This window comes from Mesorhizobium sp. M8A.F.Ca.ET.207.01.1.1, from assembly GCF_004794715.1.
Classification (GTDB): Bacteria; Pseudomonadota; Alphaproteobacteria; order Rhizobiales; family Rhizobiaceae; genus Mesorhizobium.
The window spans coordinates 138,848-161,974 of record NZ_SRUS01000007.1; the positions used below are offsets into that span (position 1 = coordinate 138,848).

Annotated in this window: 23 protein-coding genes; 16 read left to right on the forward strand and 7 right to left on the reverse strand. The window is 63.1% G+C overall.

What is annotated here, in order from left to right:
* The first annotated feature begins 13 nt into the window (after positions 1–13).
* Both EN850_RS21770 and EN850_RS21775 read left to right on the forward strand, forming a co-directional pair.
* Positions 14–595, forward strand: coding sequence for a TadE/TadG family type IV pilus assembly protein (locus tag EN850_RS21770; protein ID WP_136092226.1), 582 nt, complete (start codon positions 14–16; stop codon positions 593–595).
* A gap of 40 nt (positions 596–635) precedes the next feature.
* Positions 636–1,259 (forward strand): TadE/TadG family type IV pilus assembly protein, encoded by a 624-nt coding sequence (locus EN850_RS21775; RefSeq protein WP_127280724.1) that lies wholly within the window; start codon positions 636–638, stop codon positions 1,257–1,259.
* A gap of 4 nt (positions 1,260–1,263) precedes the next feature.
* Here the strand turns inward: EN850_RS21775 and EN850_RS21780 are convergent, their stop codons facing one another.
* Positions 1,264–2,187 (reverse strand): phosphate/phosphite/phosphonate ABC transporter substrate-binding protein, encoded by a 924-nt coding sequence (locus EN850_RS21780; RefSeq protein WP_127870751.1) that lies wholly within the window; start codon positions 2,185–2,187, stop codon positions 1,264–1,266.
* A gap of 256 nt (positions 2,188–2,443) precedes the next feature.
* Between EN850_RS21780 and EN850_RS21785 the strand changes: the two genes are divergently transcribed.
* The 9 genes from EN850_RS21785 (at position 2,444) to EN850_RS21825 (ending at position 12,028) form a co-directional block, all read left to right on the forward strand.
* Positions 2,444–3,685, forward strand: coding sequence for a phosphopentomutase (locus EN850_RS21785; RefSeq protein WP_127279775.1), 1,242 nt, complete (start codon positions 2,444–2,446; stop codon positions 3,683–3,685).
* Positions 3,678–4,568 carry a bifunctional DNA-formamidopyrimidine glycosylase/DNA-(apurinic or apyrimidinic site) lyase gene (gene mutM, locus EN850_RS21790; RefSeq protein ID WP_135930317.1) on the forward strand — a complete coding sequence of 297 codons (891 nt, stop codon included), beginning with the start codon at positions 3,678–3,680 and terminating at the stop codon, positions 4,566–4,568. Before EN850_RS21785 ends, mutM begins: the two co-directional genes overlap by 8 nt.
* A gap of 33 nt (positions 4,569–4,601) precedes the next feature.
* Positions 4,602–5,375, forward strand: a complete 774-nt coding sequence (locus EN850_RS21795; protein ID WP_127279777.1) for an enoyl-CoA hydratase — start codon at positions 4,602–4,604, stop codon at positions 5,373–5,375.
* Between the two features lie 180 nt (positions 5,376–5,555).
* Positions 5,556–5,822, forward strand: a complete 267-nt coding sequence (rpsT, locus tag EN850_RS21800) for a 30S ribosomal protein S20 (protein WP_027026587.1) — start codon at positions 5,556–5,558, stop codon at positions 5,820–5,822.
* 856 nt (positions 5,823–6,678) lie between these two features.
* Positions 6,679–8,223: a chromosomal replication initiator protein DnaA gene (gene dnaA / locus EN850_RS21805; RefSeq protein ID WP_127870750.1), complete on the forward strand. Its 1,545-nt coding sequence runs from the start codon at positions 6,679–6,681 to the stop codon at positions 8,221–8,223.
* A 200-nt stretch (positions 8,224–8,423) separates the two neighbouring features.
* Entirely contained in the window at positions 8,424–9,542 is a 1,119-nt protein-coding gene (gene dnaN, locus EN850_RS21810) for a DNA polymerase III subunit beta (protein ID WP_127276856.1), read from the forward strand.
* 74 nt (positions 9,543–9,616) lie between these two features.
* Complete coding sequence (recF, locus tag EN850_RS21815; protein ID WP_136092227.1) at positions 9,617–10,756, forward strand: DNA replication/repair protein RecF; 1,140 nt, start codon at positions 9,617–9,619, stop codon at positions 10,754–10,756.
* Between the two features lie 31 nt (positions 10,757–10,787).
* Positions 10,788–11,540 (forward strand): molybdopterin-synthase adenylyltransferase MoeB, encoded by a 753-nt coding sequence (locus EN850_RS21820; protein ID WP_127276860.1) that lies wholly within the window; start codon positions 10,788–10,790, stop codon positions 11,538–11,540.
* Between the two features lie 2 nt (positions 11,541–11,542).
* The gene (locus EN850_RS21825; protein ID WP_189591200.1) at positions 11,543–12,028 is read left to right on the forward strand and encodes a GNAT family N-acetyltransferase; all 486 of its coding nucleotides are present in this window, start codon (positions 11,543–11,545) and stop codon (positions 12,026–12,028) included.
* A gap of 42 nt (positions 12,029–12,070) precedes the next feature.
* Here EN850_RS21825 and EN850_RS21830 read toward each other — a convergent pair whose 3' ends face one another.
* Positions 12,071–13,072, reverse strand: coding sequence for a D-glycerate dehydrogenase (locus EN850_RS21830; protein ID WP_127276862.1), 1,002 nt, complete (start codon positions 13,070–13,072; stop codon positions 12,071–12,073).
* Between the two features lie 149 nt (positions 13,073–13,221).
* Between EN850_RS21830 and EN850_RS21835 the strand changes: the two genes are divergently transcribed.
* Positions 13,222–13,782, forward strand: a complete 561-nt coding sequence (locus EN850_RS21835; RefSeq protein ID WP_135916865.1) for an SH3 domain-containing protein — start codon at positions 13,222–13,224, stop codon at positions 13,780–13,782.
* On the opposite strand, the gene EN850_RS21840 is transcribed toward EN850_RS21835, so the two are convergent.
* Both EN850_RS21840 and irrA read right to left on the reverse strand, forming a co-directional pair.
* Positions 13,772–14,152 carry a DUF4260 domain-containing protein gene (locus EN850_RS21840; RefSeq protein WP_127276866.1) on the reverse strand — a complete coding sequence of 127 codons (381 nt, stop codon included), beginning with the start codon at positions 14,150–14,152 and terminating at the stop codon, positions 13,772–13,774. The genes EN850_RS21835 and EN850_RS21840 overlap by 11 nt on opposite strands.
* Positions 14,153–14,180: 28 nt before the next feature.
* On the reverse strand, positions 14,181–14,612 hold the full coding sequence (gene irrA / locus EN850_RS21845; RefSeq protein ID WP_027142023.1) for an iron response transcriptional regulator IrrA: 432 nt from the start codon (positions 14,610–14,612) through the stop codon (positions 14,181–14,183).
* A 241-nt stretch (positions 14,613–14,853) separates the two neighbouring features.
* Here irrA and fabA point away from each other — a divergent pair, with 241 nt between their 5' ends.
* The 4 genes from fabA to EN850_RS21865 all read left to right on the forward strand — a co-directional run bounded on the left by fabA (position 14,854) and on the right by EN850_RS21865 (position 19,155).
* The gene (gene fabA, locus EN850_RS21850; protein ID WP_127276870.1) at positions 14,854–15,372 is read left to right on the forward strand and encodes a 3-hydroxyacyl-[acyl-carrier-protein] dehydratase FabA; all 519 of its coding nucleotides are present in this window, start codon (positions 14,854–14,856) and stop codon (positions 15,370–15,372) included.
* A gap of 49 nt (positions 15,373–15,421) precedes the next feature.
* The gene (gene fabB, locus EN850_RS21855) at positions 15,422–16,642 is read left to right on the forward strand and encodes a beta-ketoacyl-ACP synthase I (protein WP_127870747.1); all 1,221 of its coding nucleotides are present in this window, start codon (positions 15,422–15,424) and stop codon (positions 16,640–16,642) included.
* 29 nt (positions 16,643–16,671) lie between these two features.
* Entirely contained in the window at positions 16,672–17,484 is an 813-nt protein-coding gene (gene fabI, locus EN850_RS21860) for an enoyl-ACP reductase FabI (RefSeq protein ID WP_135882871.1), read from the forward strand.
* Between the two features lie 129 nt (positions 17,485–17,613).
* A complete protein-coding gene (locus EN850_RS21865) occupies positions 17,614–19,155 on the forward strand; it encodes a bifunctional diguanylate cyclase/phosphodiesterase (protein WP_127870745.1) in 1,542 nt (513 codons plus the stop codon).
* 23 nt (positions 19,156–19,178) lie between these two features.
* Here the strand turns inward: EN850_RS21865 and EN850_RS21870 are convergent, their stop codons facing one another.
* The 3 genes from EN850_RS21870 to rpsO form a co-directional block, all read right to left on the reverse strand.
* Positions 19,179–20,189 carry a class I SAM-dependent methyltransferase gene (locus tag EN850_RS21870; RefSeq protein WP_136092229.1) on the reverse strand — a complete coding sequence of 337 codons (1,011 nt, stop codon included), beginning with the start codon at positions 20,187–20,189 and terminating at the stop codon, positions 19,179–19,181.
* Positions 20,190–20,255: 66 nt separating this feature from the next.
* Positions 20,256–22,403 (reverse strand): polyribonucleotide nucleotidyltransferase, encoded by a 2,148-nt coding sequence (gene pnp, locus EN850_RS21875; RefSeq protein ID WP_127276880.1) that lies wholly within the window; start codon positions 22,401–22,403, stop codon positions 20,256–20,258.
* A gap of 279 nt (positions 22,404–22,682) precedes the next feature.
* Entirely contained in the window at positions 22,683–22,952 is a 270-nt protein-coding gene (rpsO, locus tag EN850_RS21880) for a 30S ribosomal protein S15 (protein WP_006202929.1), read from the reverse strand.
* Positions 22,953–23,127 lie beyond the last annotated feature (175 nt).

Genomic DNA, 23,127 nt, shown 5'->3' on the forward strand with positions numbered 1-23,127 from the left:
GCAGGAACATCGCATGAGCATGGAACTCGGCTCGACAGATCAGCGCAAGGTGGAGCGTACCGGGCCTTTCCAACGCTTCGTGCGCGACCGACGCGGCAGCACGGCGCTGGAGTTCGCGTTGCTTGCCATACCGTTCGCACTCCTGGTGTTCGCCATCCTCGAGAGCTGCATCTCGTTTGCCAGCCAGGAGGTGATGGCCAACATCACCGACGATGTCGCGCGCCGGCTGCGCACCGGCCAGTTGAAGGCCGCGGACATCGCCGGGGACAATTTGAAGAACATGATCTGCGACAAGCTGGAAATCATCGTTTCCCAGGATTGTCCCAATCAGTTGAGCGTCGATCTTCGCCAATACACGACATTCGGCGACGCGGCCCTGGCCGGCTTCAGGATTCAGGGCGGTAATATTCAGCTGACGAAAAGTGGCGCGGATGTGCCCTTTACCGTCACGGCGGGTGCGGCGGAGTCAAGGAACATGCTGCGGGTCTTCTACAAATGGCCCATCATGACCAACCTGATGGCGCAGTCGATGGGAGGTAACAAAACCCTCCATTTCGCTTCGGTGACCTGGCAGAACGAGCCGTTCGACAATTGATGCCATCACGGAAGCAACAACAAGAAAAAAGGCAACGAGTATGATGCGTGCGGGGGCACATCTGGGAATTGCGGGGCTTTGGGGCAAATCAGCCCGATTCTGGTCCAATCGCCGCGGCGTCGCGGCGGTCGAGTTCGCGCTTATCGCGCCTGTCCTGCTGATCATGTATTTCATGACCATGGAGGCCTCGCAGGCCATCGAGACGAGCAAGAAGGTCAGCCGCATCGGCAGCATGGTCGCCGATCTCGTCACGCAACAGCCGACCATCGTCAAGGCGGACCTCGATGCCATCATGAAGATCGGCAGCGTAACCCTTCAACCCTACAACCGCTCGGTGCCGGACATCACCATCACAGCCATACAGGTCACCACCGATCCCACGCCAAAGGTGTTGGTGGTGTGGTCACGCAAGGTGACCAGTGGTGCATACAGCGTCGGTGCAGCGGCGGGCTCGACCACTACGGTTCCGACAGCGCTCAAGGTCGCCGGGACCTTTCTCGTCCGCGTCGACAGCACCCTGGGCTACCAGCCGATCGTCGGCTGGACGACAGACACCCAACAGAAGCTTGGGTTTATCGAGACGCTCGCCAAAGGCATGACGATGAGCGAAACATATTATCTGCGCCCCCGAAGAAGCGTCACGATCCCTTGCAGCGACTGCTGAGGGCTCATTGCCGCCCACCATCGACCGACACCATCCGCACGATGGCCTCCGCCGCAGCATAGTCCTTGGGAACCACGGGCATGAAGCCGCCGGCATGCCTCGCTTCCAGAAGGTCGTAGACATCCGGCGTCGTCGATTTGAGATTGGTGAGGAATACGGTCAGCCGGCGCTTGGCTTCCGGATCGAGATCGCTGCGTACCGCATGGGGGCCGTATCGCAGCAGACCCGACGTCCACACCACCTGAGTGGCCGACGCCGAAAGGCCTGATGCGTCGAGCCTTGCCTGCGTGCCCCCGGCCAGTCGCGGCTGGCCGTCGGCCGCCGCCTTCACCCAGCCGAACATGGCGTCGGCCGCGCCTTCGACAAGCATGGTTTCGGCCGCCGACGCCGAGGCGGCATGGACGAGAAACGGTGCATCCTCGGCGATTTCGACGTGTTCGGCGGCTAACCCCGCCAAGGGCAAAAGCGAACCGCCGACGCTGTCCGGCGGCGGCACGGCGATCCGGTGGGTCTCCATATCGGCCAGGCCGCGCAGTCTGCCATCCCGGGTCAGCAATACCGAGCGGATGCCGGCCGCACCGTCGGAATCGACCGGCGCCACGAGCGGCTCGATGCATCCGCAGCGTTGCAGCGCCGTGGCATAGGCGGTCGCCGAATAGATGGCGTATTCGATCCGTGCATTGGCCTGTCCCTCGATCAGTGCCGCGTAATCGCGGGCAACGACGAATTCGACCTTCATGCCGAGCGCATCGGTAAAGGCTTGCGTCAACACCGCCAGCCCCGGAACGGCGTTGCCGGCGCCGGGCTCGGCCACGACGCCGATGCGAAATGTGCCGATATCATCGCGCCAGTCCGCCCAGGCCGGTCCGCACCAGAATGCGCCGTTCACAGCCATGAGGGCAGTCCAAGCCTTGAGCGCAGCCTTCATGACAGGACCGCCTTGCCCTTTGTTCCGTCCATGGACATGCCCAACTCGTCGCGGCACTTGATCTTGTGCCTGTATCTCATTGTCCAAACCGCGCATGGATCCCTAGCTTGTCCATGTCGTTGTCGCAAAACCGCTGCGCACTTTTGGGCGACATGGATCTGAGTATCGCGCCAAGCCGTTGCGGTTTGGTTTCCGAATTGCCAACGTCGCCGTGGAACCCTATGTCTGGGCGTCCACACTGGCAACAAATGACCCGATGGCGCGTGCTTTCCTCTTTGTCCTGGATTCCTTCGGCATCGGCGGCGCGGCCGACGCCGAAAGCTATGGCGACGCCGGCGCCAACACGCTGGCGCACATCGCCGAAGCTTGCGCGGAAGGCCGCGCGGATCGCGAAGGGCTTCGCCAGGGACCACTGTTCGTCCCCCATATGGCATCGCTGGGACTTGGCAAGGCGGCCGAGACGGCGACAGGACTGGGTTTTACGCATTTCGGGACGAACCTGCTCGCCAATGCCTTCCATGGCGCGGCGCAAGAGATTTCGAGTGGCAAGGACACGCCTTCCGGCCACTGGGAGATCGCGGGCCTGCCGGTGCGCTTCGACTGGGGTTATTTCCCGGACACCGTTCCCGCCTTTCCGGCCGACCTGACCGAGGCGATGATCCGCGAAGGAAAGGTGCCCGGCATCCTCGGCAATTGCCATGCGCCAGGTACCGAGATCATTGAGCGGTTCGGCGAGGAGCACATCCGCACCGGCAAGCCGATTTGCTACACATCGGTTGATTCCGTCCTGCAGATCGCCGCGCATGAGGCCCATTTCGGCCTCGAGCGGCTCTATGAATTCTGCCAGGTGGTGCGCCGGCTGGTCGACCCGCTGAGGATCGGACGGGTAATCGCGCGTCCGTTCGTCGGCGAGACATCTGCCACCTTCGAGCGGACCTACAATCGCCGCGACTACGCCGTGCCGCCGCCCGAGCCGACATTGCTCGACCGGCTGACGGCGCGCGGCAGCCGCGTCATCGCCGTCGGCAAGATCGGCGACATCTTCGCCCATCGCGGGATTTCGCAAGTCCGCAAGGCCGCGGGCAACATGGCCATGTTCGACCAGGCGCTGGTCGCGATGGACGAGGCGACCGACGGCGACCTGGTCTTCGCCAATTTCGTCGATTTCGATACAGAATTCGGCCATCGCCGCGATGTCGCCGGTTATGCGGCCGCCCTCGAGGCCTTCGACCGGAGGCTTCCGGAGGCGTTCGCCAAGCTGAAGCAGGGCGACCTTCTCATCCTGACCGCCGATCACGGCAACGACCCGACCTGGCGCGGCACCGATCATACGCGTGAACGGATCCCGGTCATCGGCACTGGACCTGGTCTCAAAGGCGGCGACATAGGGCTGAGGGCGACATTCGCCGATATCGGCGAGACCGTTGCCGAACACCTCGCGCTGGCGCGCGGCCGCAACGGCACATCCTTCCATGCGATGATTGGCGGCCATGCCTGAACTGCCTGAAGTCGAGACCGTCCGGCGCGGGCTGCAGCCGGTGCTGGAAGGCGCCCATCTGGCCAAGGTCGAGATGAGACGGCCCGACCTGCGCTTCCCCTTCCCCGAACGGTTTTCGGAGCGGCTGACAGGCAGGACGATCACGGCGCTCGGCCGGCGGGCCAAATATCTGACCATGCATATGCAGGGCGGTCCGGTACTGATTTGCCATCTCGGCATGTCCGGCTCCTTTCGCATCGAGACCGGCGACGACGACGAGACGCCGGGCGTGTTCCACCATGAGCGCTCGAAGAGCGCGGCGCACGATCATGTCGTGTTCCATGTCGTTTCCGCGGCCGGCGGGCGGTCACGTGTAATCTTCAACGATCCGCGCCGCTTCGGTTTCATGCTGTTTGCGGAAGAGCCGCCGGAGACGCATCCGATGCTTGCCGGACTGGGCGTCGAACCCACCGGCAATGCGCTGGACGGCGTTCTGCTTGCCTCGTTGCTGAAAGGCCGCAGATCGCCGCTCAAGACGGCGCTTCTCGACCAGAGGCTGATCGCCGGCTTAGGCAATATATATGTCTCGGAGGCGCTCTGGCGTGCCGGCCTGTCACCGCTGCGCGAGGCAGGCACCATTGCCAGGCCAGGCAAGAAGGCCAGGGAACAAAGCGATCGCCTCGCCGAGGCGATCCGCTCGGTCATATCGGATGCCATCGCGGCGGGAGGATCTTCACTGCGCGACTATATGCACACCGACGGATCGCTGGGTTATTTCCAGCATTCCTTTGCCGTCTACGACCGCGAAGGTGAGCCTTGCCCGAAGCCCGGCTGCGGCGGCCATGTCGAGCGCATCGTGCAGAGCGGACGCTCGACCTTCTATTGCCGGGCGTGTCAGACGTGAGCTAGACCGGTGTCGAGGAAGGAGAAGCAGCCAATGGCCTATGAGACAATCATCACCGAGAGGCGCGGCAAGGTCGGGCTGATCACGCTGAACCGGCCAAAGGCGCTCAACGCCCTCAATTCGCGGGTCATGGCCGAAGTGGTGGCGGCGGCGAAGGATTTCGGCGGCGACACGGGCATTGGCGCAATGGTCATCACCGGCTCCGACAAAGCCTTCGCGGCGGGTGCCGACATCAAGGAAATGCAGGAGATCGCGTTCGTCGATGCCTATGTGCAGGATTTCTTCGTCGGCTGGGAGGAACTGACGCGGGCGCGAAAGCCGATCATTGCGGCGGTGGCCGGTTATGCGCTCGGTGGCGGGTGCGAACTCGCCATGATGTGCGATTTCATCATTGCCGCCGACACGGCCAAATTCGGCCAGCCCGAGATCACGCTCGGTGTCATTCCCGGCATGGGCGGGTCGCAACGCCTGACCCGGTTCGTCGGCAAATCGAAGGCGATGGACATGTGCCTGACCGGACGGATGATGGACGCCGCCGAGGCAGAACGTTCGGGCCTCGTGTCGCGGGTCGTTCCGGCCGGCGAGCTGGTCGAAGAGGCCGTCAAGGCGGCGGCCAAAATCGCCGATTTCTCGCTGCCGTCGGTGATGATGGCCAAGGAAGCGGTCAACCGGACCTATGAGACGACGCTTGCCGAGGGATTGCGCTTCGAACGCCGCCTGTTCCATTCGCTTTTCTCGCTCGAAGACCAGAAGGAAGGCATGGCGGCGTTCGCCGAAAAACGGAAGCCGAATTTCACCAACAGGTAGGGCGTTGCAGGCCGGCGCCCGAAACCCGTGGCCTTGGCCAAAAAGAACGCCAGGCGGCGTTGACGCGCCGGAAAAGCTGAACTATAAGCCGCACCAACCGAGGCGGCCCCGTGGCTGCCCGTTTGTTTTTTGCGCCCTGCGGCACGCCGCGTGCGCCGACCAGATCAGAAGAGAGGCATCATGGCCAACACATCCTCGGCCAAAAAGGCAACGCGCAAGATCGCCCGCCGCGCAGCGATCAACAAGAACCGCCGCTCGCGCGTCCGCACCTACGTCCGCCAGGTCGAGGAGGCACTCGCCTCCGGCGACAAGGCCGCCGCACAGGCCGCCTTCAAGGCTGCCGAGCCGGAATTGATGCGCGCCGCGACCAAGGGCGTGATCCACAAGAACACGGCATCCCGCAAGGTGTCGCGCCTGGCCCAGCGCCTCAAGGTGCTGTCGGCCTGACATCGCCTTCCCAGGACGATCTTCTTCGAACCCGGCCGATCGCGCCGGGTTTTTTCGTTTGCCGGCAAGTACTTAAAAAGAATAGCCGCAAACAGCTGCAAATGCAGATTCCAGAGTTCGAAATGCTTTGCCGGCACATGCATGCCCGCTGATGATCGGCACGCTTGAAAAGCGGTGCCTAGAAAAATCCCGCCTCACAGAAATACCCAATATTTTTCAATTGGTTAGCGACAGTCATCCACAGCTTGTCCACAACGCGCCGAAGCGACGGGAGGACAACTGGCTGTCAAGAGAATTATTTCAGAAAATTTCGCGCCAGCCCGGCTTTTTCATATTCGTCGGAAAAGGGTTTGAATCACAATGGCTTTGTCAAAATAAGCCACTGCGGCATGGCGCTCGAATCCGCCCGAGGTAACCAGATTCCTTAAAAATCCGTTAGACGTGGCCTTGCCCTATCCACAGCGATTTCGGTAATGTCGATCTATCGAAAGGGACGGGCCTCTTGCCCTTAACCCAGCCTGACGCGGCCAGCTAAAATTGGCGGGATTTGCGACGCGGATCAAGTCCGTGGACGGGTATGGTTTGCTCTTTTTCGATACGGTAGGGGACTGGCGTAACTAGACATGGCAGGTAGGACGGCGCGCCGGCGCTCTTTCGCCGGACGGTCTCGTATTGCCCTGACATACCCAACGCGGACTGGCTTCCATGGGCCGGCACCGGTTCCCTTGGATAGTGGGCGACGTTCATTGCCAGCGGCGGCAACGGGCATCGTAGCGAAGACACGGTCGCTGGAAAAAGGATGCAGGAGGCGCATCCCCGGCGAAAAAACAGGTACAGAAAGGCAAGGAACTCGATCATGCAGAGCGGCATCGAAAGGGAGCTTACGGGCGACCTCCCATTTCCTGGAACTTTGATCGGAGCAAACGAGATGGCGGTCTCCAGCGACGCGGAACAGAAATTCGACCGGGTCAAGGCCCAGTTGAAGGCGCGCCTGGGAACCGAAGTCTATTCCAGCTGGTTCGGCCGCATGAAGGTCGCGGAAGCTTCCAAGGGCATTGTCCGCATCTCCGTGCCCACCGCGTTCCTGCGCTCGTGGATCAACGGCCACTATCACGATCTCATTTCCGAGCTGTGGAAGCAGGAGGATCCCGAGCTTCTCAAGATCGAGATCGTCGTGCGCACCGCGACCCGTCAGGGACGCAGCCAGCCTGAACCGGAATTGGCGCCGGCGCGCAAGATGACACGGCAGACGCAGACGGCGCTGGCCGCCGGCACGGTCAGCCCAGGCAGGGTGGAGCGGTCTCCCATGCCGCGTCCGGGTGTGCCGGTCGAGAGCGAGTTCCGCCACAACGTGCTGGGATCGCCGCTTGACCCGCGCTACACGTTCGGCTCCTTCATCGAAGGCCCCTCGAACCGCGTGGCCTTCGCCGCCGCCAAGGCCGTGGCGGAATCGCAGTCGAGCGCGGTGCGCTTCAATCCGCTTTTCCTGCATGCCACCGTCGGGCTCGGCAAGACGCACCTCTTGCAGGCCATTGCCGCGGAATCGCTGAAGCAGAACCCGAAGTCCCGCGTCGTCTATCTCACCGCCGAGTATTTCATGTGGCGCTTCGCCACCGCGATCCGCGACAACAACGCATTGACGCTCAAGGAGCAGTTGCGCGACATCGACCTCTTGATCATCGACGACATGCAGTTCCTGCAGGGCAAGTCGATCCAGCATGAATTCTGCCATCTGATCAACATGTTGCTCGACAGCGCCAAGCAGGTCGTCGTCGCCGCCGACCGGCCACCGTCGGAGCTGGAATCGCTCGAACCGCGGGTCCGTTCGCGCCTCAATGGCGGCGTCGCGCTCGAAATGTCGGCACCCGATTTCGCCATGCGGCTCGGCATGCTCAAACTGCGCCTGGCCACGGCCAGGATCGACGATGCATCGCTCGACATTTCCGAGGAGATCCTCAACCACGTTGCCCGCACCGTGACCGGCAGCGGACGCGAACTGGAAGGCGCCTTCAACCAGCTCCTGTTTCGCCAGTCGTTCGAACCGCAGATCACGATCGACCGCATCGACGAGATCCTCGGCCATATCTACCGCACGGGCGAACCGAAGCGGGTCCGCATCGAGGACATCCAGCGCATCGTGGCGCGCCACTACAACGTCTCGAAGACGGAACTTTTGTCCAACCGGCGCACGCGCACCATCGTCAAGCCGCGGCAGGTCGCCATGTATCTGTCTAAGGTGATGACGCCGCGCTCGCTGCCGGAAATCGGGCGGCGCTTCGGCGGCCGCGACCACACGACGGTGCTGCACGCCGTGCGCAAGATCGAGGATCTTTCCGGCAATGACAACACGCTGGCGCAGGAACTGGAATTGCTGAGAAGGCTGATCAACGACCAGGCCTGAGCGGCCGGAAACCGCCCGCTCGTGGGGTTGGCCAGCTTTATCCCCAGAAAGCCCGCGTAACCGGCCCGAACCGGTGGCGCGGGCTTGCGTTCACTGGTTTTTTCCTGTCAGTTTGCGTAGATTCTGAAGCCTGTTCAGAGCTTTCGCGGGGCGCCGGGAGCCGGAGACCCGTTCATTCATTCAAGCGAGCCTGTTTCGTCATGCGTGTTATCCTGGAACGGTCAAATCTCCTGAAGTCGCTCAACCACGTGCACCGCGTGGTCGAACGGCGCAACACCATACCGATCCTGTCCAACGTGCTGCTCAGCGCCGAAGGCGCCAGCCTCGAAATGAAGGCCACCGACCTCGACCTGGAGGTGACGGAAGCGACACCCGCCAAGGTCGAGCGCGGCGGCGCGACGACGGTCCCCGCGCACCTGCTCTATGACATCGTGCGCAAGCTTTCCGACGGCGCCGAGGTGATGCTGAAGACGGATGAGGACGGCAACGCCATGACGGTGACGTCGGGCCGCTCCAGCTTCCGCCTGCAGTGCCTGCCGCAATCCGACTTTCCCGAGCTTTCGGCCGGATCCTTCTCGCACATCTTCCGCCTCGACTCGGTGGCACTGAAGGGCCTGATCGAGAAGACGCAGTTCGCCATCTCCACCGAGGAGACGCGCTACTATCTCAACGGCATCTACCTGCACACGCATGAAGTCGGCGGCAAGCTGAAGCTGCGCTCGGTGGCGACCGACGGCCACCGCCTGGCGCGCGCCGAGATCGACGCACCGGCTGGCTCCGAGGGCATGCCGGGCATCATCATTCCGCGCAAGACGGTAAGTGAACTGCAAAAGCTGGTCGACGATCCGGATGTCGCCGTGACCACCGAATTGTCCGATACCAAGATCCGCTTCACCATCGGCAGCGTCGTGCTGACCTCGAAGCTGATCGACGGCACCTTCCCCGACTATCAGCGGGTCATCCCGACCGGCAACGACAAGAAGCTGATCCTCGACCGCCAGAGCTTCGCAGCCGCGGTCGACCGCGTCTCGACCATCTCCTCCGAACGCGGCCGCGCGGTGAAGCTCTCGATCAGCGAAGGCCAGGTGACGCTTGCCGTCAACAATCCGGATTCGGGCAGCGCAACGGAAGAACTGGCGGCAGACTATTCGGCCGACCCGATCGAGATCGGCTTCAATGCCAAATATCTGCTCGATGTCGCCGCGCAGCTGACCGGCACGGAAGCCAAATTCATGCTGGCAGATGCCGGTTCACCGACGCTGATCCACGACATGGCCGACGAGACCGCGCTTTACGTGCTGATGCCGATGCGGGTATAGCCGGCGCGGCGGCGCCTGGCGAATACGGCCGGCGGCGGGCGTTGGTTGCGGTGACTTCCACGGGCGGATAGCGGTTGCCGGCACAAACCCATATAAGTAAGCTTACGCTTACCAATTTTCGTAACTACGCGACCCTGGCGATAGATGTTGCGCCGGGCGCCGTGGTCTTTTCGGGCGACAATGGTGCCGGCAAGACCAATCTCCTCGAAGCGATCTCCTTCCTGACGCCCGGGCGCGGCTTGCGTCGCGCGCCTTATGGGGATGTGGCACGTGAGGGTGGCGATGGCGGCTTTGCCCTGCATGCCCGGCTCGACGGGCCTGACGGCGAGGTCGAGATCGGCACGGGCATCTCCGGCGGCGACACGGCGGAAAGCGGCAGGCGGGTGCGTATAAACGGAGCCCCCGCGCGGGCCGAGGGCATGCTGGAGTGGCTGCGGGTCGTGTGGCTGACGCCGGCGATGGATTCGTTATTCACCGGACCGGCCGCGGATCGCCGGCGCTTTCTCGACCGGCTGGTGCTGGCGATCGATCCGGGACATGGCCAGCGTGCGCTCGATTACGAGAAGGCGATGCGGGGCCGTAACCGTTTGCTGACGGAAGGCTCGCGGGATGCCGGCTGGTTCGAGGCGATAGAGACGCAGATGGCAGAGACCGGCGTGGCGATCGCCGCGGCGCGCGCCGAAATGGTGCGGCTGCTGGCCGCCATGATCGGCAGGCTGCCCGACACCGGACCGTTTCCGCAGGCCGATATCGGCCTTTCGGGTGACCTGGAGGCCGAGATTGCCGGCGCACCGGCGGTCGACGTCGAGGAGCGGTTCCGGCGGGCGCTTGCCGATGGCCGAGACCGTGACCGCGCCGCCGGACGCACCCTCGAAGGCCCGCACCGCTCAGACCTCATGGTCCGGCACCGGCCCAAGGCGATGCCGGCCGAACTCTGCTCGACCGGCGAACAGAAGGCACTGCTGGTCGGCATCGTGCTGTCGCATGCCCGGCTGACCGGGGAAATGTCCGGGCTGACGCCGATCCTGCTGCTCGACGAGATCGCGGCGCATCTCGACGGCGGACGGCGCGCGGCACTGTTCTCGATCCTGGAGGAACTGAACTGCCAGGCTTTCATGACGGGAACCGATGCGGCGCTGTTTTCCAGCCTGCGTGGCCGAGCGCAGTTCCTAACTGTCGACCATGGTACGGTTGGGCCAACCGAAGACCCCTGACAAGCTTTTTCGACCACTATATGGTCCTGATATGACCACAGCGCTCACCGCCGACGAGATCGAACGCTATGCCCGCCACATCGTGCTGCCCGAGGTCGGCGGCGCGGGCCAGCAGAAGCTCAAGCAGGCGCGGGTCCTGGTGATCGGCGCCGGCGGGCTCGGTGCGCCGGTGCTTGAATATCTCGCAGCGGCCGGCGTCGGTACGCTCGGCGTGGTCGACGACGACACCGTTTCTCTCTCCAACCTGCAGCGCCAGGTCATCCATGGCACCGATACGATCGGCATGCTGAAGACCCAGAGCGCCGAGGCGGCGATCGCTCGCATCAATCCCAACATATCAGTCGAAACGCACACATTCCGGCTGACCGCCGAGAACGCCCCCGCCCTCGTCGCCAGGTACGATGTCGTCGTCGATGGGTCCGACAATTTCGAGACGCGTTATGTGGTGGCCGATGCCTGCGCCAGCCAAGAGAAGCCGCTGGTGCATGCAGCCGTTGGACGCTTCGATGGCTCGGTGACCGTGCTGAAGCCTTTCGAAAACGGCAGTGACGGCAAGCCAAACCCGAGCTATCGGGATCTGTTTCCCGAGGCCCCGCCGCCGGGGCTTGTGCCGTCCTGCGCCGAGGCGGGGGTGCTCGGAGCGCTGACCGGGGTCGTCGGCACGCTGCAGGCGATGGAGGCGATCAAGCTGATCACCGGCATAGGCGAGCCGCTGATCGGCCGGCTGCTGCTCTATGATGCGCTGGCCGCGCGCTTCGAGACGATCCGCTACAAGAGACGCTGATCTTGGGACATTTCCATGTTTCGATCACGCGGATCCCAGCCGATTTCGGCCGCTGGGGTGATGTGCTTGCCCTCATTATGGGTGCCTTCGCCTTTATGGACGGCATCATCGACCCGCCGTCGTCGGCTCACCTGCTCACAGCCGATGCGCTGCGCACCAAGGCGCTGCGGGAGACCGGCTTCCTGGCACTCGACGGCGACAGGATCGTGGGCTGCGTTTTTGCTCTTGAAAGAGCTGACGGTCTTTATGTCGGCAAGCTCGCCGTCGCCCCGGACCGCCAGGGGCACGGCATTGGCCGACGGCTGATGCAAGCGGCCGAAGATCTGGCCCGCAGCCGCGGCAAGGCCGCCATCGAGCTCGAGACGAGGATCGAGCTCACCACCAATCATGCCGCCTTCGCCCGGCTCGGATTTCGCGAAACCGGACGGACGGCGCATGACGGCTATGACAGGCCGACCTCCATCACCATGCGCAAAACGATCTCGTAAGCGTCGCGTTACATTGAACGGCGAGCCTGCGCCTGGACAGTTTCAGGTCCTGAGCGGCAGCACGCGGTCCGGCGGACGATGGCCGTCGACGAAGGCGCGGATATTGATGATGACCTTCTCGCCCATGTCGATGCGGCCCTCGAGCGTGGCCGAGCCCATATGCGGCAGAAGCACGACCTTGTTCCTGGCGGCGAGTTTCAAGAGCTTGGCGTTAAGGGCCGGCTCGTGCTCGTAGACGTCGAGGCCGGCGCCGGCGATCTTGCCGTCCTGGATGAGCTTGACCAGCGCTTCTTCGTCGATGATGTCGCCGCGGGCGGTGTTGACGATATAAGCGGTGGGCTGCAGCAACGCCAGCCGCCGTGCCGACAGAAGATGGAAGGTCGCCGGCGTCGACGGACAATTGACCGAGATGATGTCCATGCGGGCCAGCATCTGGTCAAGACTCTCCCAATAGGTCGCCTCCAACCCATCCTCGACCGCCGGCAGCACGCGATGCCGGTTGTGATAGTGGATGGACAGGCCGAAAGCCTTGGCCCGCCTGGCAACGGCGGTGCCGATGCGGCCCATGCCGACAATGCCGAGCCGCTTGCCCCAGATGCGCCGGCCAAGCATCCAGGTCGGCGACCAGCCGGCCCATTTCTTGTCGCCCGTGAGCACGTTGGCGCCTTCCGCCAGCCGGCGCGGCACAGCCAGCATCAATGCCATGGTCATGTCGGCGGTATCTTCGGTGAGCACGTTGGGCGTGTTGGTGACGGTGATGCCTTTCTTGGCCGCCGCCGCCACGTCGATCTTGTCGACGCCGTTGCCGAAATTGGCGATTAGCTTGAGGTTGTCGCCGGCCTGGGCGATCAATGCGGCATCGATGTGGTCGGTTACGGTCGGCACCAGCACGTCGGCTTCCTTGACCGCGGCGACCAGTTCCGGCTGCGTCATCGGCCGGTCCTCGACATTCAGCCTTGCGTCGAACAGTTCGCGCATGCGGGTCTCGACCGGGTCGGGCAGCTTTCGCGTGATGACCACGAGAGGCTTCTTTTTGCCTGGCATTGTTTCCCTCGTTGAGACCTCTTTAACCAAGACCGGCGAAACTGAAAGCTGGTCGCGGTGGCCGATTTTACCCATGTAACAAGCGGTGCCGCCGAAGACAAAGAAAAAGGGGTGCCGCAGCCGTCGGGCCGGCGCCGAAAGGAACGAAAGTGTCTGGTTTCGCGTCGCTTCGCCTGGCCCTCAGCGCAGCATTTCTCGGCGCTCTCCTCTATTCTTCGCTTGCCGGCGCGCAGAGCGCGGCCGCCCCTGCCCAGAGCGCCATCACGCTCGGACCGAGCGGGCTGCCGCTGCCGCGATTCGTCAGCCTGAAATCCGGCCGCGTCAACTCGCGCGTCGGCCCCGGCGCCAACTATTCGGTCGACTGGATGTATATGAAGGCTGGCCTGCCGATGGAGATCATCCAGGAGTTCGATACGTGGCGGCGCGTGCGCGACGCCGATGGCTCGGAAGGATGGATCAACCAGTCGCTGCTGTCGGGCCGGCGCACGGCGATCATCGCGCCCTGGCAGCGCGGCAAGGGCGGCCAGGTCAATCTTCTGAAAGGTCCCGACAAGGATGCCAGGGTGGTGGCGATCGTCGAACCGGGCGTTATGGGCACGATCAAGTCCTGCGACGGCCAATGGTGCGAAATGACGCTCGACGGCCACACCGGCTGGCTTGCCCAGTCGGTCGTCTGGGGCGCCTATCCGGGCGAGCGGGTCAAGGACTGAACGTCTCGCGTTTGCGCCCGATAGGGCCAAGATGGGTGTCCTGAAACCCCGTTGACAGCTTCAAGCCGTAACCCAGTGCACGGTCGATTGCGATATGAGCGATCCAGATCAGTGCGATGGCGCTGCCGACCGCACTGCCGGCGAGATGCCCGGCAAGCAGCAGAAGCACCGGTACGATCAGAATGTGCAAGGCGTTGTAGGCAAGGGCGCCGATGCGAGGTCCACCGAGATAACCCAGCATCGACAGGTCCGGCGCCAGGATGAGCAACGCGAAAAGCCACCAGGAAACGCCCGTCGCGCCATAGAAGACGATTGCGGCAACCGCCACGACGGCCCATTCGAGCCGCACTATCCAATCCAAGGGTTTCATCCCACACCGATTGTTCCGGCTTCGCCGGTCATTCCGGACGCTTGGGACGCAGCCTCACCACGATATCGACATTGGCGATTTCCATGCCCTCGGGCGGGTCCGGCAGGTTGGTGACCGTGACCGGGCCGTTGGCGATGTCGAAAATCCTGTTTTCGCCTTCGATATAGAAATGGTGGTGATCGGAGGTATTGGTGTCGAAATAGGTCTTGGAACCTTCGACGGCGAGGATACGCAGCAGCCCCGCCTGGGTAAACTGGTGAAGCGCGTTGTAGACGGTGGCCAGCGACACCGGCACGCCGGCGGCCTGCGCCTCCTCGTGCAGTTCCTCAGCCGACAAATGGCGGTCGCCCTTGGCGAAAAGCAGGTCGGCCAGCGCAATGCGCTGACGCGTCGGCCTCAGGCCGGCTTCACGTACCCGCTTGTCCACAGCGACATTTTCCTTCCGGCAGCCCCGGTCCATCTGGTCTTCCAAGCTCACAGTCCCGCTTCAAGACACGCCCAGAGTGGCAAAAAAATGAATATATGCCGAACCCGGACCCCGGTTGACATATATTCTGTCGCCCGAATGCGATCAATAGCGCGCATTGACCCGGGCAGACTGGCGGGTTAAGCGCAAACGCCGGTTTCCGGCCTGAAACAGATTGTGTTAGGACACCAACGACAAGGGCGCGCTACCGCCCGGACGATATGGGGAGAAATTGATGGCGGGTTCGAAATCCAGCTACGACTACGAAGAATTGCTGGCCTGCGCCCGCGGCGAGCTGTTCGGAGAGGGCAATGCCCAGCTGCCCTACCCGCCGATGCTGATGTTCGACCGTATCACCGAGGTCAGCGAGACCGGCGGCGCCTTCGACAAGGGTTTCATCCGCGCCGAATTCGATATCAAGCCCGACCTGTGGTTTTTTGCCTGCCATTTCATCGGCAATCCGATCATGCCTGGCTGCCTCGGCCTGGACGCCCTGTGGCAATTGACAGGCTTCTATCTCGGCTGGCTCGGCGAACCCGGCAAGGGAATGGCGCTGTCGACCGGAGAGGTCAAGTTCAAGGGCATGGTCACGCCATCGGTCAAGAAGGTGGAGTATGGCGTGGATTTCAAGCGTGTAATGCGCGGCCGGCTGGTGCTCGGCATCGCTGATGGCTGGATGAAGGCGGATGGTGAGCCCATATACGCGGCGACGGACCTGAAGGTCGGTCTGTCAAAGCAGTCGGCGGTCGCTTGACCGCAGCCCTGGCCCGCACACTGGCCAGCATCCCTGGAAGGAGTTGCGAATGAGACGTGTCGTAGTCACAGGCCTCGGCATCGTGTCGTCGATCGGCAACAATGCCAATGAGGTGCAGACCTCGCTGCATGACGCCAGATCCGGCATCAGCTTTTCCGATTCCTTCGCGGAGCATGGCTTCCGCTGCCAGGTCTGGGGCGCGCCGACGCTCGACCCTTCCGCCATGATCGACCGCCGCGCGATGCGTTTCCTGAGCCAGGGCGCGGCCTGGAATCACGTTGCCATGGACCAGGCGATCGCGGATGCAGGCCTCGGCGAGAGCGACATCACCAACGAGCGCACCGGCATCGTCATGGGTTCGGGCGGTCCTTCCACCCGCACCATCGTCGAGGCCGCCGAGACCACGCTCAAGAACGGCAGCCCCAAGCGCATCGGTCCCTTCGCGGTGCCGAAGGCGATGTCGTCGACCGCGTCGGCGACGCTGGCCACCTGGTTCAAGATCCATGGCGTCAACTATTCGATCTCGTCGGCCTGCTCGACCTCGGCGCATTGCATCGGCAATGGTTACGAATTGATCCAGTGGGGCAAGCAGGACATGGTCTTTGCCGGCGGCCACGAGGATCTCGACTGGACGATGTCGGACCTGTTCGACGCCATGGGCGCCATGTCGTCGAAGTTCAACGACAGGGCCTCCACCGCATCGCGCGCCTATGACGCCAATCGCGACGGCTTCGTCATCGCCGGCGGCGCCGGCGTGCTGGTGCTGGAAGAGCTGGAACACGCCAAGGCGCGCGGCGCCAAGATCTACGCCGAGATCGTCGGCTATGGCGCGACGTCGGACGGCTACGACATGGTGGCGCCCTCGGGCGAAGGCGCGGTTCGCTGCATGCGCCAGGCGCTGGCGACGGTCTCCACGCCGGTCGACTACATCAACACCCACGGCACCTCGACCCCGGTCGGTGATTCCAAGGAAATGGGCGCGATCCGTGAAGTGTTCGGCGAGAAGATGCCGTTCATCACGTCGACGAAATCGCTGACCGGCCATTCCCTGGGCGCGGCCGGTGTGCAGGAATCCATCTATTCGATCCTGATGATGCAAGGCGGCTTCATCGGAGAAAGCGCCCATATCGAGACGCTCGATCCGGAATTCGAGGGCATGCCGATCGTGCGCAAGCGCATCGACAACGCCGCGATCGACACCGTTCTGTCGAATTCCTTCGGTTTCGGCGGCACCAACGCAACGCTCGTTTTCCAGCGCTATTCCGCATAGGGCCAAGTTTTACATAAGGATTGCCGGCCATGGACGGATTGATGAAGGGCAAGCGCGGGCTTGTCATGGGTGTCGCCAACGATCATTCGATCGCCTGGGGCATAGCCCGGAAATTATCCGAACATGGGGCGGAACTCGCCTTCACCTACCAGGGCGACGCTTTCGGCCGCCGGGTCAAGCCGCTCGCCGACAAGCTCGGCGCTTCGCTGGTCGTTCCCTGCGACGTCGAGGACAGCGCTTCGGTCGCCGCCACGTTCGAGACGCTTGGCAAGGAATGGGGCGGGTTGGACTTCGTCGTCCATGCCATCGGCTTTTCCGACAAGAACGAGTTGAAGGGCCTCTATGCCGACACCAGCCGGGACAATTTCGTCCGCACGATGGTGATCTCCTGCTATTCCTTCACCGAGGTGGCGCGCAATGCAGCGCCGCTGATGACTGCCGGCGGCTCGATGATCACGCTGACCTATGCCGGCTCGGTCCGCGTCATGCCGAACTATAATGTCATGGGCGTCGCCAAGGCCGGGCTCGAGGCCAGCGTGCGCTACCTCGCCAATGACTACGGTCCGCGCGGCATCCGCGTCAACGGCATCTCGGCCGGTCCGGTGCGCACACTGGCCGGCGCCGGCATTTCGGACGCCCGCCACATGTTCTCCTACCAGCAGCGCAATTCGCCGTTGCGCCGGACCGTGACGATCGACGAGGTTGGCGGCTCCGCGCTCTATCTCCTGTCCGACCTCGCTTCCGGTGTCACCGGCGAAATCCACTATGTCGATTCCGGCTACCATATCGTCTCGATGCCGACGCTCGATGAATTGAAGCAGACGGATGGCGGCGGAGACTGAAGAGCGGTCCCGTCAAGCAGGTCCTTTCCCAGTCAAGAAAATAATCCTCTCCAGTAAAATTGAATGCATTCGCGGAAACTCATTTTAAGAGGGTTTCCGCTATAGGGTCTCCGACCTGGGGACCTTTTCATGCCTGCCGTCAGCAACCCGAAGCGAACGCCAGTGTTCCGACTGCTCACGATAGCAAGTTCGGGCATTGGCAGTTTCGTCCTCGGCATCTGGGGCCTGAAGCACGGTCTCGGCGAGGGGTTTGCCGGCATATCAGCTGACATGATGGTCGCGATCATGGCCGCGCTTTGCGCGCTTGCGGCATCGGTGGCGGCAATGTCCTTCTTCGCAGGCATCGATGAATCGGCGGATTTCGTCTTCAACGAAACCCATTTCGACAAGCTGACCGGACTGCTGGCGCGGCCGGCCATGGTCGGCAAGATCGCCGAGGCGGCATGCGCGACAAGCCGTACCGGGGAACCGGTGTTCCTGATCGACATCGACATCGACCGGTTCAAACAAATCAACGACGCGATCGGCTACACCCAGGGCGACGAACTGATCCGCGCCTTCACCAAGCGGCTGCACAGCTGCGTGCCCGCGCGCGCGCCGATCGGACGCATCGGGGCCGGCGAGTTCGCGGTGCTGCTCCCGGACCATCTGATCCAGGGAACCTTGGAAAGCATGGTCGAGAGGCTCATCGACGAAATGATGGAGCCGTATGAACTCAGCAGCCACCAGCAATCGGTGAGCCTGTCGGTCGGCATCGTGGCGATGCCCAAGGACGGTGTCGATCCGGTCCTCATCCTGCGGCGCTCCAACCTGGCGCTGCAGAATGCGCGTGCGAGCGGAGTTGGCAACTGGTCGGTCTTCGACAGCGAGATGGGACGCGTGGCCGACCATCGCCAGTGGGTCGAATCCGAGCTGCACAGCGCCTTTGAACGCGGTGATTTCGACCTGCACTACCAGCCGCAGCTCGACCTCCCGACCGGCCGCATCGTCGGCTACGAGGCGTTGATCCGCTGGCAGCATCCCGAACGCGGCATGATCCCGCCGATGGAGTTCATCCAGATCGCCGAGGAGACCGGCATGATCAACCCGATCGGCGAATGGGTGCTGCGCAAGGCCTGCAGCGATGCCCGCCATCTGCCGGACGACTGTTTCGTCGCCGTCAACATCTCGCCGGTCCAGTTCATGACCAAGGACTTTGTCGGCCTTGTACGCGACACGATGCGGACCACGGGCATCAAGCCGTCACGGCTGGAGCTGGAAGTCACCGAGACGGCGATGATGCAGGACCGCGACCGCGCGGCCGCCATCCTGAAAGAGCTTGCCGAGATGGGCATCTCGGTCGCCGTCGATGATTTCGGCACCGGTTATTCCAACCTCAGCTATCTGATCGACTTCTCGTTCGGCAAGCTGAAGATCGATCGTTCCTTCATCAGCCGCATCGATACCGACGCCAGCTCCGGCGCCGTCGTGTCGACCATCGTCGGGCTGTCGCGGGCGCTCGGCGTCAGCATCATCGCCGAAGGCGTCGAGACCGAAAGCCAGGCGACGCTGCTCAGGGCCGCCGGCTGTGAGGTGGTGCAGGGCTACCTCTTCGGCCGGCCAGCACCGCTCACGGCCAGTATCGGTGGCCATGCGGCCGAAGATACCAGGCGAGTCGCCAACCTCCATTGAGCGCCATGGCTCCCGCCGTTGCCTCAGCGGCGCGCCGAAAACACCTTGAACATGCCGTCACGAGCAAGCTCTGCGTGGCTGGCGAAGGCCGCTGACAGGACGGCTTCGTAAGGAAGCTGCCGGTTGGCGACCATGAACAGGCGTCCGCCGGGCTTCAGGGCCTTGGCTGCCGCGCGGATCATGCCGGCACCAATCTCAGGCTCCGCCGCACGGCTGCGATGGAAGGGCGGGTTCATGGCGATGACGTCGTAGCGGCGCTCCACAGGCTCGGCGAGCAGGTCCGTCCAGAAGAAGCCCTGTGCCATTGTGTTACCGAGATTGCCCCTGGCCGCCTCCAGCGCGTCGAAATCGGCCTCGTATAGATCGAGCGCCGACAAGCCCGGCGAGCGGGCGGCCATCTCCGCCGCCACATAGCCCCAGCCGGCACAGAAATCGGCCGCGCTGCCACGCAGATCGCCGGGCAGGTTGTCGACCAGCAGTTTCGAGCCGGCATCGACGCGATCGAAGGAGAACATGCCGGGCGCGGTGTGGAACCGGTCCCCAACCAGCAAGGCGGGATTGGCGGTGCGAAGTACGGCGGCGGCCTGCATGTCAGCCGGGCGGCGCAGCCAGAAGGCAATGCCGTGATATTTCGGCATGTGGCCATCGAGCGGCGCAAGATCGCCAACACGCTTGCGCAGGCTGGCAATGCCATCCTCCTTGCCACCGGCAATGACGATCAATCCGCCCTCTGCCACGCGCTCCATAGCCTCGGCGATGCGCAATTCGTTCTGGCCGCGATGGCCGCCGGCGAGCACCAACGCGGCATCAAAACCGTCACCGGCCGATTGCGGCGTGACCGTGAAGCCGGCCGCCTGCAACGCACGGAAATACGGCCGGAAGCCCTGTACGAGATTGAGCGTAGCCTCGAAAGCCGGCGGCAGGCGCAGGCCGGGTTCGGCGCCAAGGAAGAGAACGCGCTGGCCCTGCCGCGGCAAGGAAAGAGCCTCGGCCTCGAACGGGTAAAAAAGCGTCTTCAGCGCTTCAGCGGACATAGCCGTGCTCCATAAAAAAACGGGCGCGACCTAAGCCGCGCCCGCCTCCTTTTTCCGTCGGACCGATCAGGCGGCGTTTTCTTCGCCTTCGGTCTTCTTGTCGCGGGCGATTTCCTTGCCGGTGGCCTGGTCGACGACCTTCATCGACAGGCGAACCTTGCCGCGCTCGTCGAAGCCCATCAGCTTCACCCAGACCTTGTCGCCTTCCTTGACGACGTCCGAGGTCTTGGCGACCCGGTCGTTGGCGAGCTGCGAGATGTGGACGAGGCCGTCACGCGGACCGAAGAAGTTGACGAAGGCGCCGAAGTCGGCGGTCTTGACGACCGTGCCTTCGTAGATTTCGCCGACTTCCGGCTCGGCGACGATGGTGTGGATCCACTTCTTGGCCGCCTCGATCTCCTTGGCGTTCGAGGAAGCGATCTTGACCGTGCCGTCGTCCTCGATGTTGATCTTGGCGCCGGTCTTCTCGACGATCTCGCGGATGACCTTGCCGCCCGAACCGATGACGTCGCGGATCTTGTCGGTCGGGATGTGCATGACCTCGATGCGCGGTGCGAACTCGCCGAGTTCGGGACGGGCGCCGGTCAGGGCATGGGCCATTTCGCCGAGGATGTGCAGGCGGCCGTCCTTGGCCTGGCCAAGGGCGATCTTCATGATCTCCTCGGTGATGCCATCGATCTTGATGTCCATCTGCAGCGAGGTGATGCCGCCTTCGGTGCCGGCGACCTTGAAGTCCATGTCGCCGAGATGATCTTCGTCGCCAAGGATATCGGAGAGCACGGCGAAGCGCTCGCCTTCCTTGATCAGGCCCATGGCGATGCCGGCAACCGGCTTGGCCAGCGGCACGCCGGCATCCATCAGCGCCAGCGAGGTACCGCAGACGGTGGCCATCGACGACGAACCGTTGGACTCGGTGATCTCCGAGACGACGCGCAGCGTGTAGGGGAACTGGTCAGCGGAGGGCAGCATCGGACGGATGGCGCGCCAGGCGAGCTTGCCGTGGCCGATTTCGCGGCGGCCCGGCGAACCCATGCGGCCGGTCTCACCGACGGAATAGGGAGGGAAGTTGTAGTGAAGGAGGAACTTCTCCTTGTACATGCCGGTCAGGGAATCGACATACTGCTCGTCCTCGCCGGTGCCGAGCGTGGCGACGACCAGCGCCTGGGTCTCGCCGCGGGTGAACAGCGCCGAACCATGGGTGCGCGGCAGGACGCCGACTTCGGAAACGATCTTGCGAACCGTCTTGAGGTCGCGGCCATCGATGCGCGAGCCGGTGTCGAGAATGTTCCAGCGCACGACCTTGGCCTGGAGCTCCTTGAACACCGAGCCGATCTGTTCGGAGGTGTACTTTGCGTCCTCGCCTTCAGCGGGGGCAAACGCGGCCTTGACCTTCGCCTTGACGGCGTCGACCGCGGCGTAACGCTTCTGCTTGTCGACGTTCTTGTAGGCATTGCTGAGCTCGTCGCCGACGATCTTCAGCATCTCGGCCTCAAGCGCGGAATAATCCGGCGCGGTGAAGTCGCGCGGTTCCTTGGCTGCAACTTCGGCCAGCTTGATGATGGCGTCGATGACCGGCTGGAAACCCTTGTGGCCAAACATGACGGCTCCGAGCATCAGCTCTTCGCCAAGTTCCTTGGCTTCCGACTCGACCATCAGCACGGCGTCGGCGGTGCCGGCGACAACGAGGTCGAGCTTGGATTCCTGCATCTCATCGACATGCGGGTTCAGCACATATTCGCCGTTGATGTAACCGACGCGGGCGCCGCCGACCGGGCCCATGAACGGAACGCCGGAGAGCGTCAGGGCCGCCGAGGTGGCGACGATCGACAGGATGTCCGGATCATTTTCGAGATCGTGCTGCACGACGGTGACGACGATCTGCGTGTCGTTCTTGTAGCCGTCGGCGAAGAGCGGGCGGATCGGGCGGTCGATGAGGCGGGAAACCAGCGTCTCCTTTTCGCTCGGACGGCCTTCACGCTTGAAATAGCCGCCCGGGATCTTGCCGGCGGCATAGGTCTTTTCCTGGTAGTTGACGGTCAGCGGAAAGAAATCGAGGCCGGGCTTCGGCTCCTTCATCGAAACGACGGTGGCCAGCACCTTGGTCTCGCCGTAAGTGGCGAGCACAGCGCCATCGGCCTGGCGCGCGATCTTGCCGGTTTCCAGGATGAGCGGACGGCCGCCCCATTCGATTTCCACTTTGTGGTGATTGAACATGTCTTGTCCTTAATAAGCGGAAAGGGGCGCGCCGTTTCACGGTGCGCGGATGCCCTTTCCCTGGCTTCCTTTCTCGGGCAGCCACGGGCAAGACAACGGGAAGCTCGGATGATTTAGGCGCGACGAGCGCGCACGAGCGTCCTGCAATCCTGCCCCATGACCGTCCATGGGCGGTTTCGAGTGGCCCTCTGCACGCTCGAAACCGGGTCTGGCCAGCCGACACGGCTGGCAGAATGCGTGACCGGCGGACTTTCCGAAGAAAGTCCGCCGGTCAATTCGTCAACGGCGCAGACCGAGCTTCTCGATCAGTGTCTGATAGCGCGCGTCGTCCTTGCGCTTGAGATAATCAAGCAGGCTGCGGCGCTGGGACACGAGAGCGAGCAGACCACGGCGGGAATGGTTATCCTTCTTGTGGTCCTTAAAATGGTCGGTCAGGTTCTTGATGCGCTCGGAAAGGATGGCCACCTGGACTTCCGGAGACCCGGTATCGCCCTTGGCGGTTGCGAATTCACCCATCAATTCCTGTTTGCGCTCGGCAGTAATCGACATCGTGTTTTTCCTTATCTGTTTGAGGAAACGGGTCGCCCACAGCCGGGATGTCGTCCAGCAGGGGCCGTGCATGCAAAGCGTCAAGGCGCTATGCTGCGGCGCATATAGTGCAATTCCCCGAAAAACACCAGCCCAATTCACAAGCCGGCTTTGTCGCGGCTTTTGCGGTATGAAA

What these genes read in the sequence shown, in the direction of transcription:
- EN850_RS21770 (WP_136092226.1), top strand. Translation starts at nt 14, where the DNA reads ATGAGCATGGAACTCGGCTCGACAGATCAGCGCAAGGTGGAGCGTACC.
- EN850_RS21775 (WP_127280724.1), top strand. Translation starts at nt 636, where the DNA reads ATGATGCGTGCGGGGGCACATCTGGGAATTGCGGGGCTTTGGGGCAAA.
- EN850_RS21780 (WP_127870751.1), bottom strand. Translation starts at nt 2,187, where the DNA reads ATGAAGGCTGCGCTCAAGGCTTGGACTGCCCTCATGGCTGTGAACGGC.
- EN850_RS21785 (WP_127279775.1), top strand. Translation starts at nt 2,444, where the DNA reads ATGGCGCGTGCTTTCCTCTTTGTCCTGGATTCCTTCGGCATCGGCGGC.
- mutM (WP_135930317.1), top strand. Translation starts at nt 3,678, where the DNA reads ATGCCTGAACTGCCTGAAGTCGAGACCGTCCGGCGCGGGCTGCAGCCG.
- EN850_RS21795 (WP_127279777.1), top strand. Translation starts at nt 4,602, where the DNA reads ATGGCCTATGAGACAATCATCACCGAGAGGCGCGGCAAGGTCGGGCTG.
- rpsT (WP_027026587.1), top strand. Translation starts at nt 5,556, where the DNA reads ATGGCCAACACATCCTCGGCCAAAAAGGCAACGCGCAAGATCGCCCGC.
- dnaA (WP_127870750.1), top strand. Translation starts at nt 6,679, where the DNA reads ATGCAGAGCGGCATCGAAAGGGAGCTTACGGGCGACCTCCCATTTCCT.
- dnaN (WP_127276856.1), top strand. Translation starts at nt 8,424, where the DNA reads ATGCGTGTTATCCTGGAACGGTCAAATCTCCTGAAGTCGCTCAACCAC.
- EN850_RS21820 (WP_127276860.1), top strand. Translation starts at nt 10,788, where the DNA reads ATGACCACAGCGCTCACCGCCGACGAGATCGAACGCTATGCCCGCCAC.
- EN850_RS21830 (WP_127276862.1), bottom strand. Translation starts at nt 13,072, where the DNA reads ATGCCAGGCAAAAAGAAGCCTCTCGTGGTCATCACGCGAAAGCTGCCC.
- EN850_RS21840 (WP_127276866.1), bottom strand. Translation starts at nt 14,152, where the DNA reads ATGAAACCCTTGGATTGGATAGTGCGGCTCGAATGGGCCGTCGTGGCG.
- irrA (WP_027142023.1), bottom strand. Translation starts at nt 14,612, where the DNA reads ATGGACCGGGGCTGCCGGAAGGAAAATGTCGCTGTGGACAAGCGGGTA.
- fabA (WP_127276870.1), top strand. Translation starts at nt 14,854, where the DNA reads ATGGCGGGTTCGAAATCCAGCTACGACTACGAAGAATTGCTGGCCTGC.
- fabB (WP_127870747.1), top strand. Translation starts at nt 15,422, where the DNA reads ATGAGACGTGTCGTAGTCACAGGCCTCGGCATCGTGTCGTCGATCGGC.
- fabI (WP_135882871.1), top strand. Translation starts at nt 16,672, where the DNA reads ATGGACGGATTGATGAAGGGCAAGCGCGGGCTTGTCATGGGTGTCGCC.
- EN850_RS21865 (WP_127870745.1), top strand. Translation starts at nt 17,614, where the DNA reads ATGCCTGCCGTCAGCAACCCGAAGCGAACGCCAGTGTTCCGACTGCTC.
- EN850_RS21870 (WP_136092229.1), bottom strand. Translation starts at nt 20,189, where the DNA reads ATGTCCGCTGAAGCGCTGAAGACGCTTTTTTACCCGTTCGAGGCCGAG.
- pnp (WP_127276880.1), bottom strand. Translation starts at nt 22,403, where the DNA reads ATGTTCAATCACCACAAAGTGGAAATCGAATGGGGCGGCCGTCCGCTC.
- rpsO (WP_006202929.1), bottom strand. Translation starts at nt 22,952, where the DNA reads ATGTCGATTACTGCCGAGCGCAAACAGGAATTGATGGGTGAATTCGCA.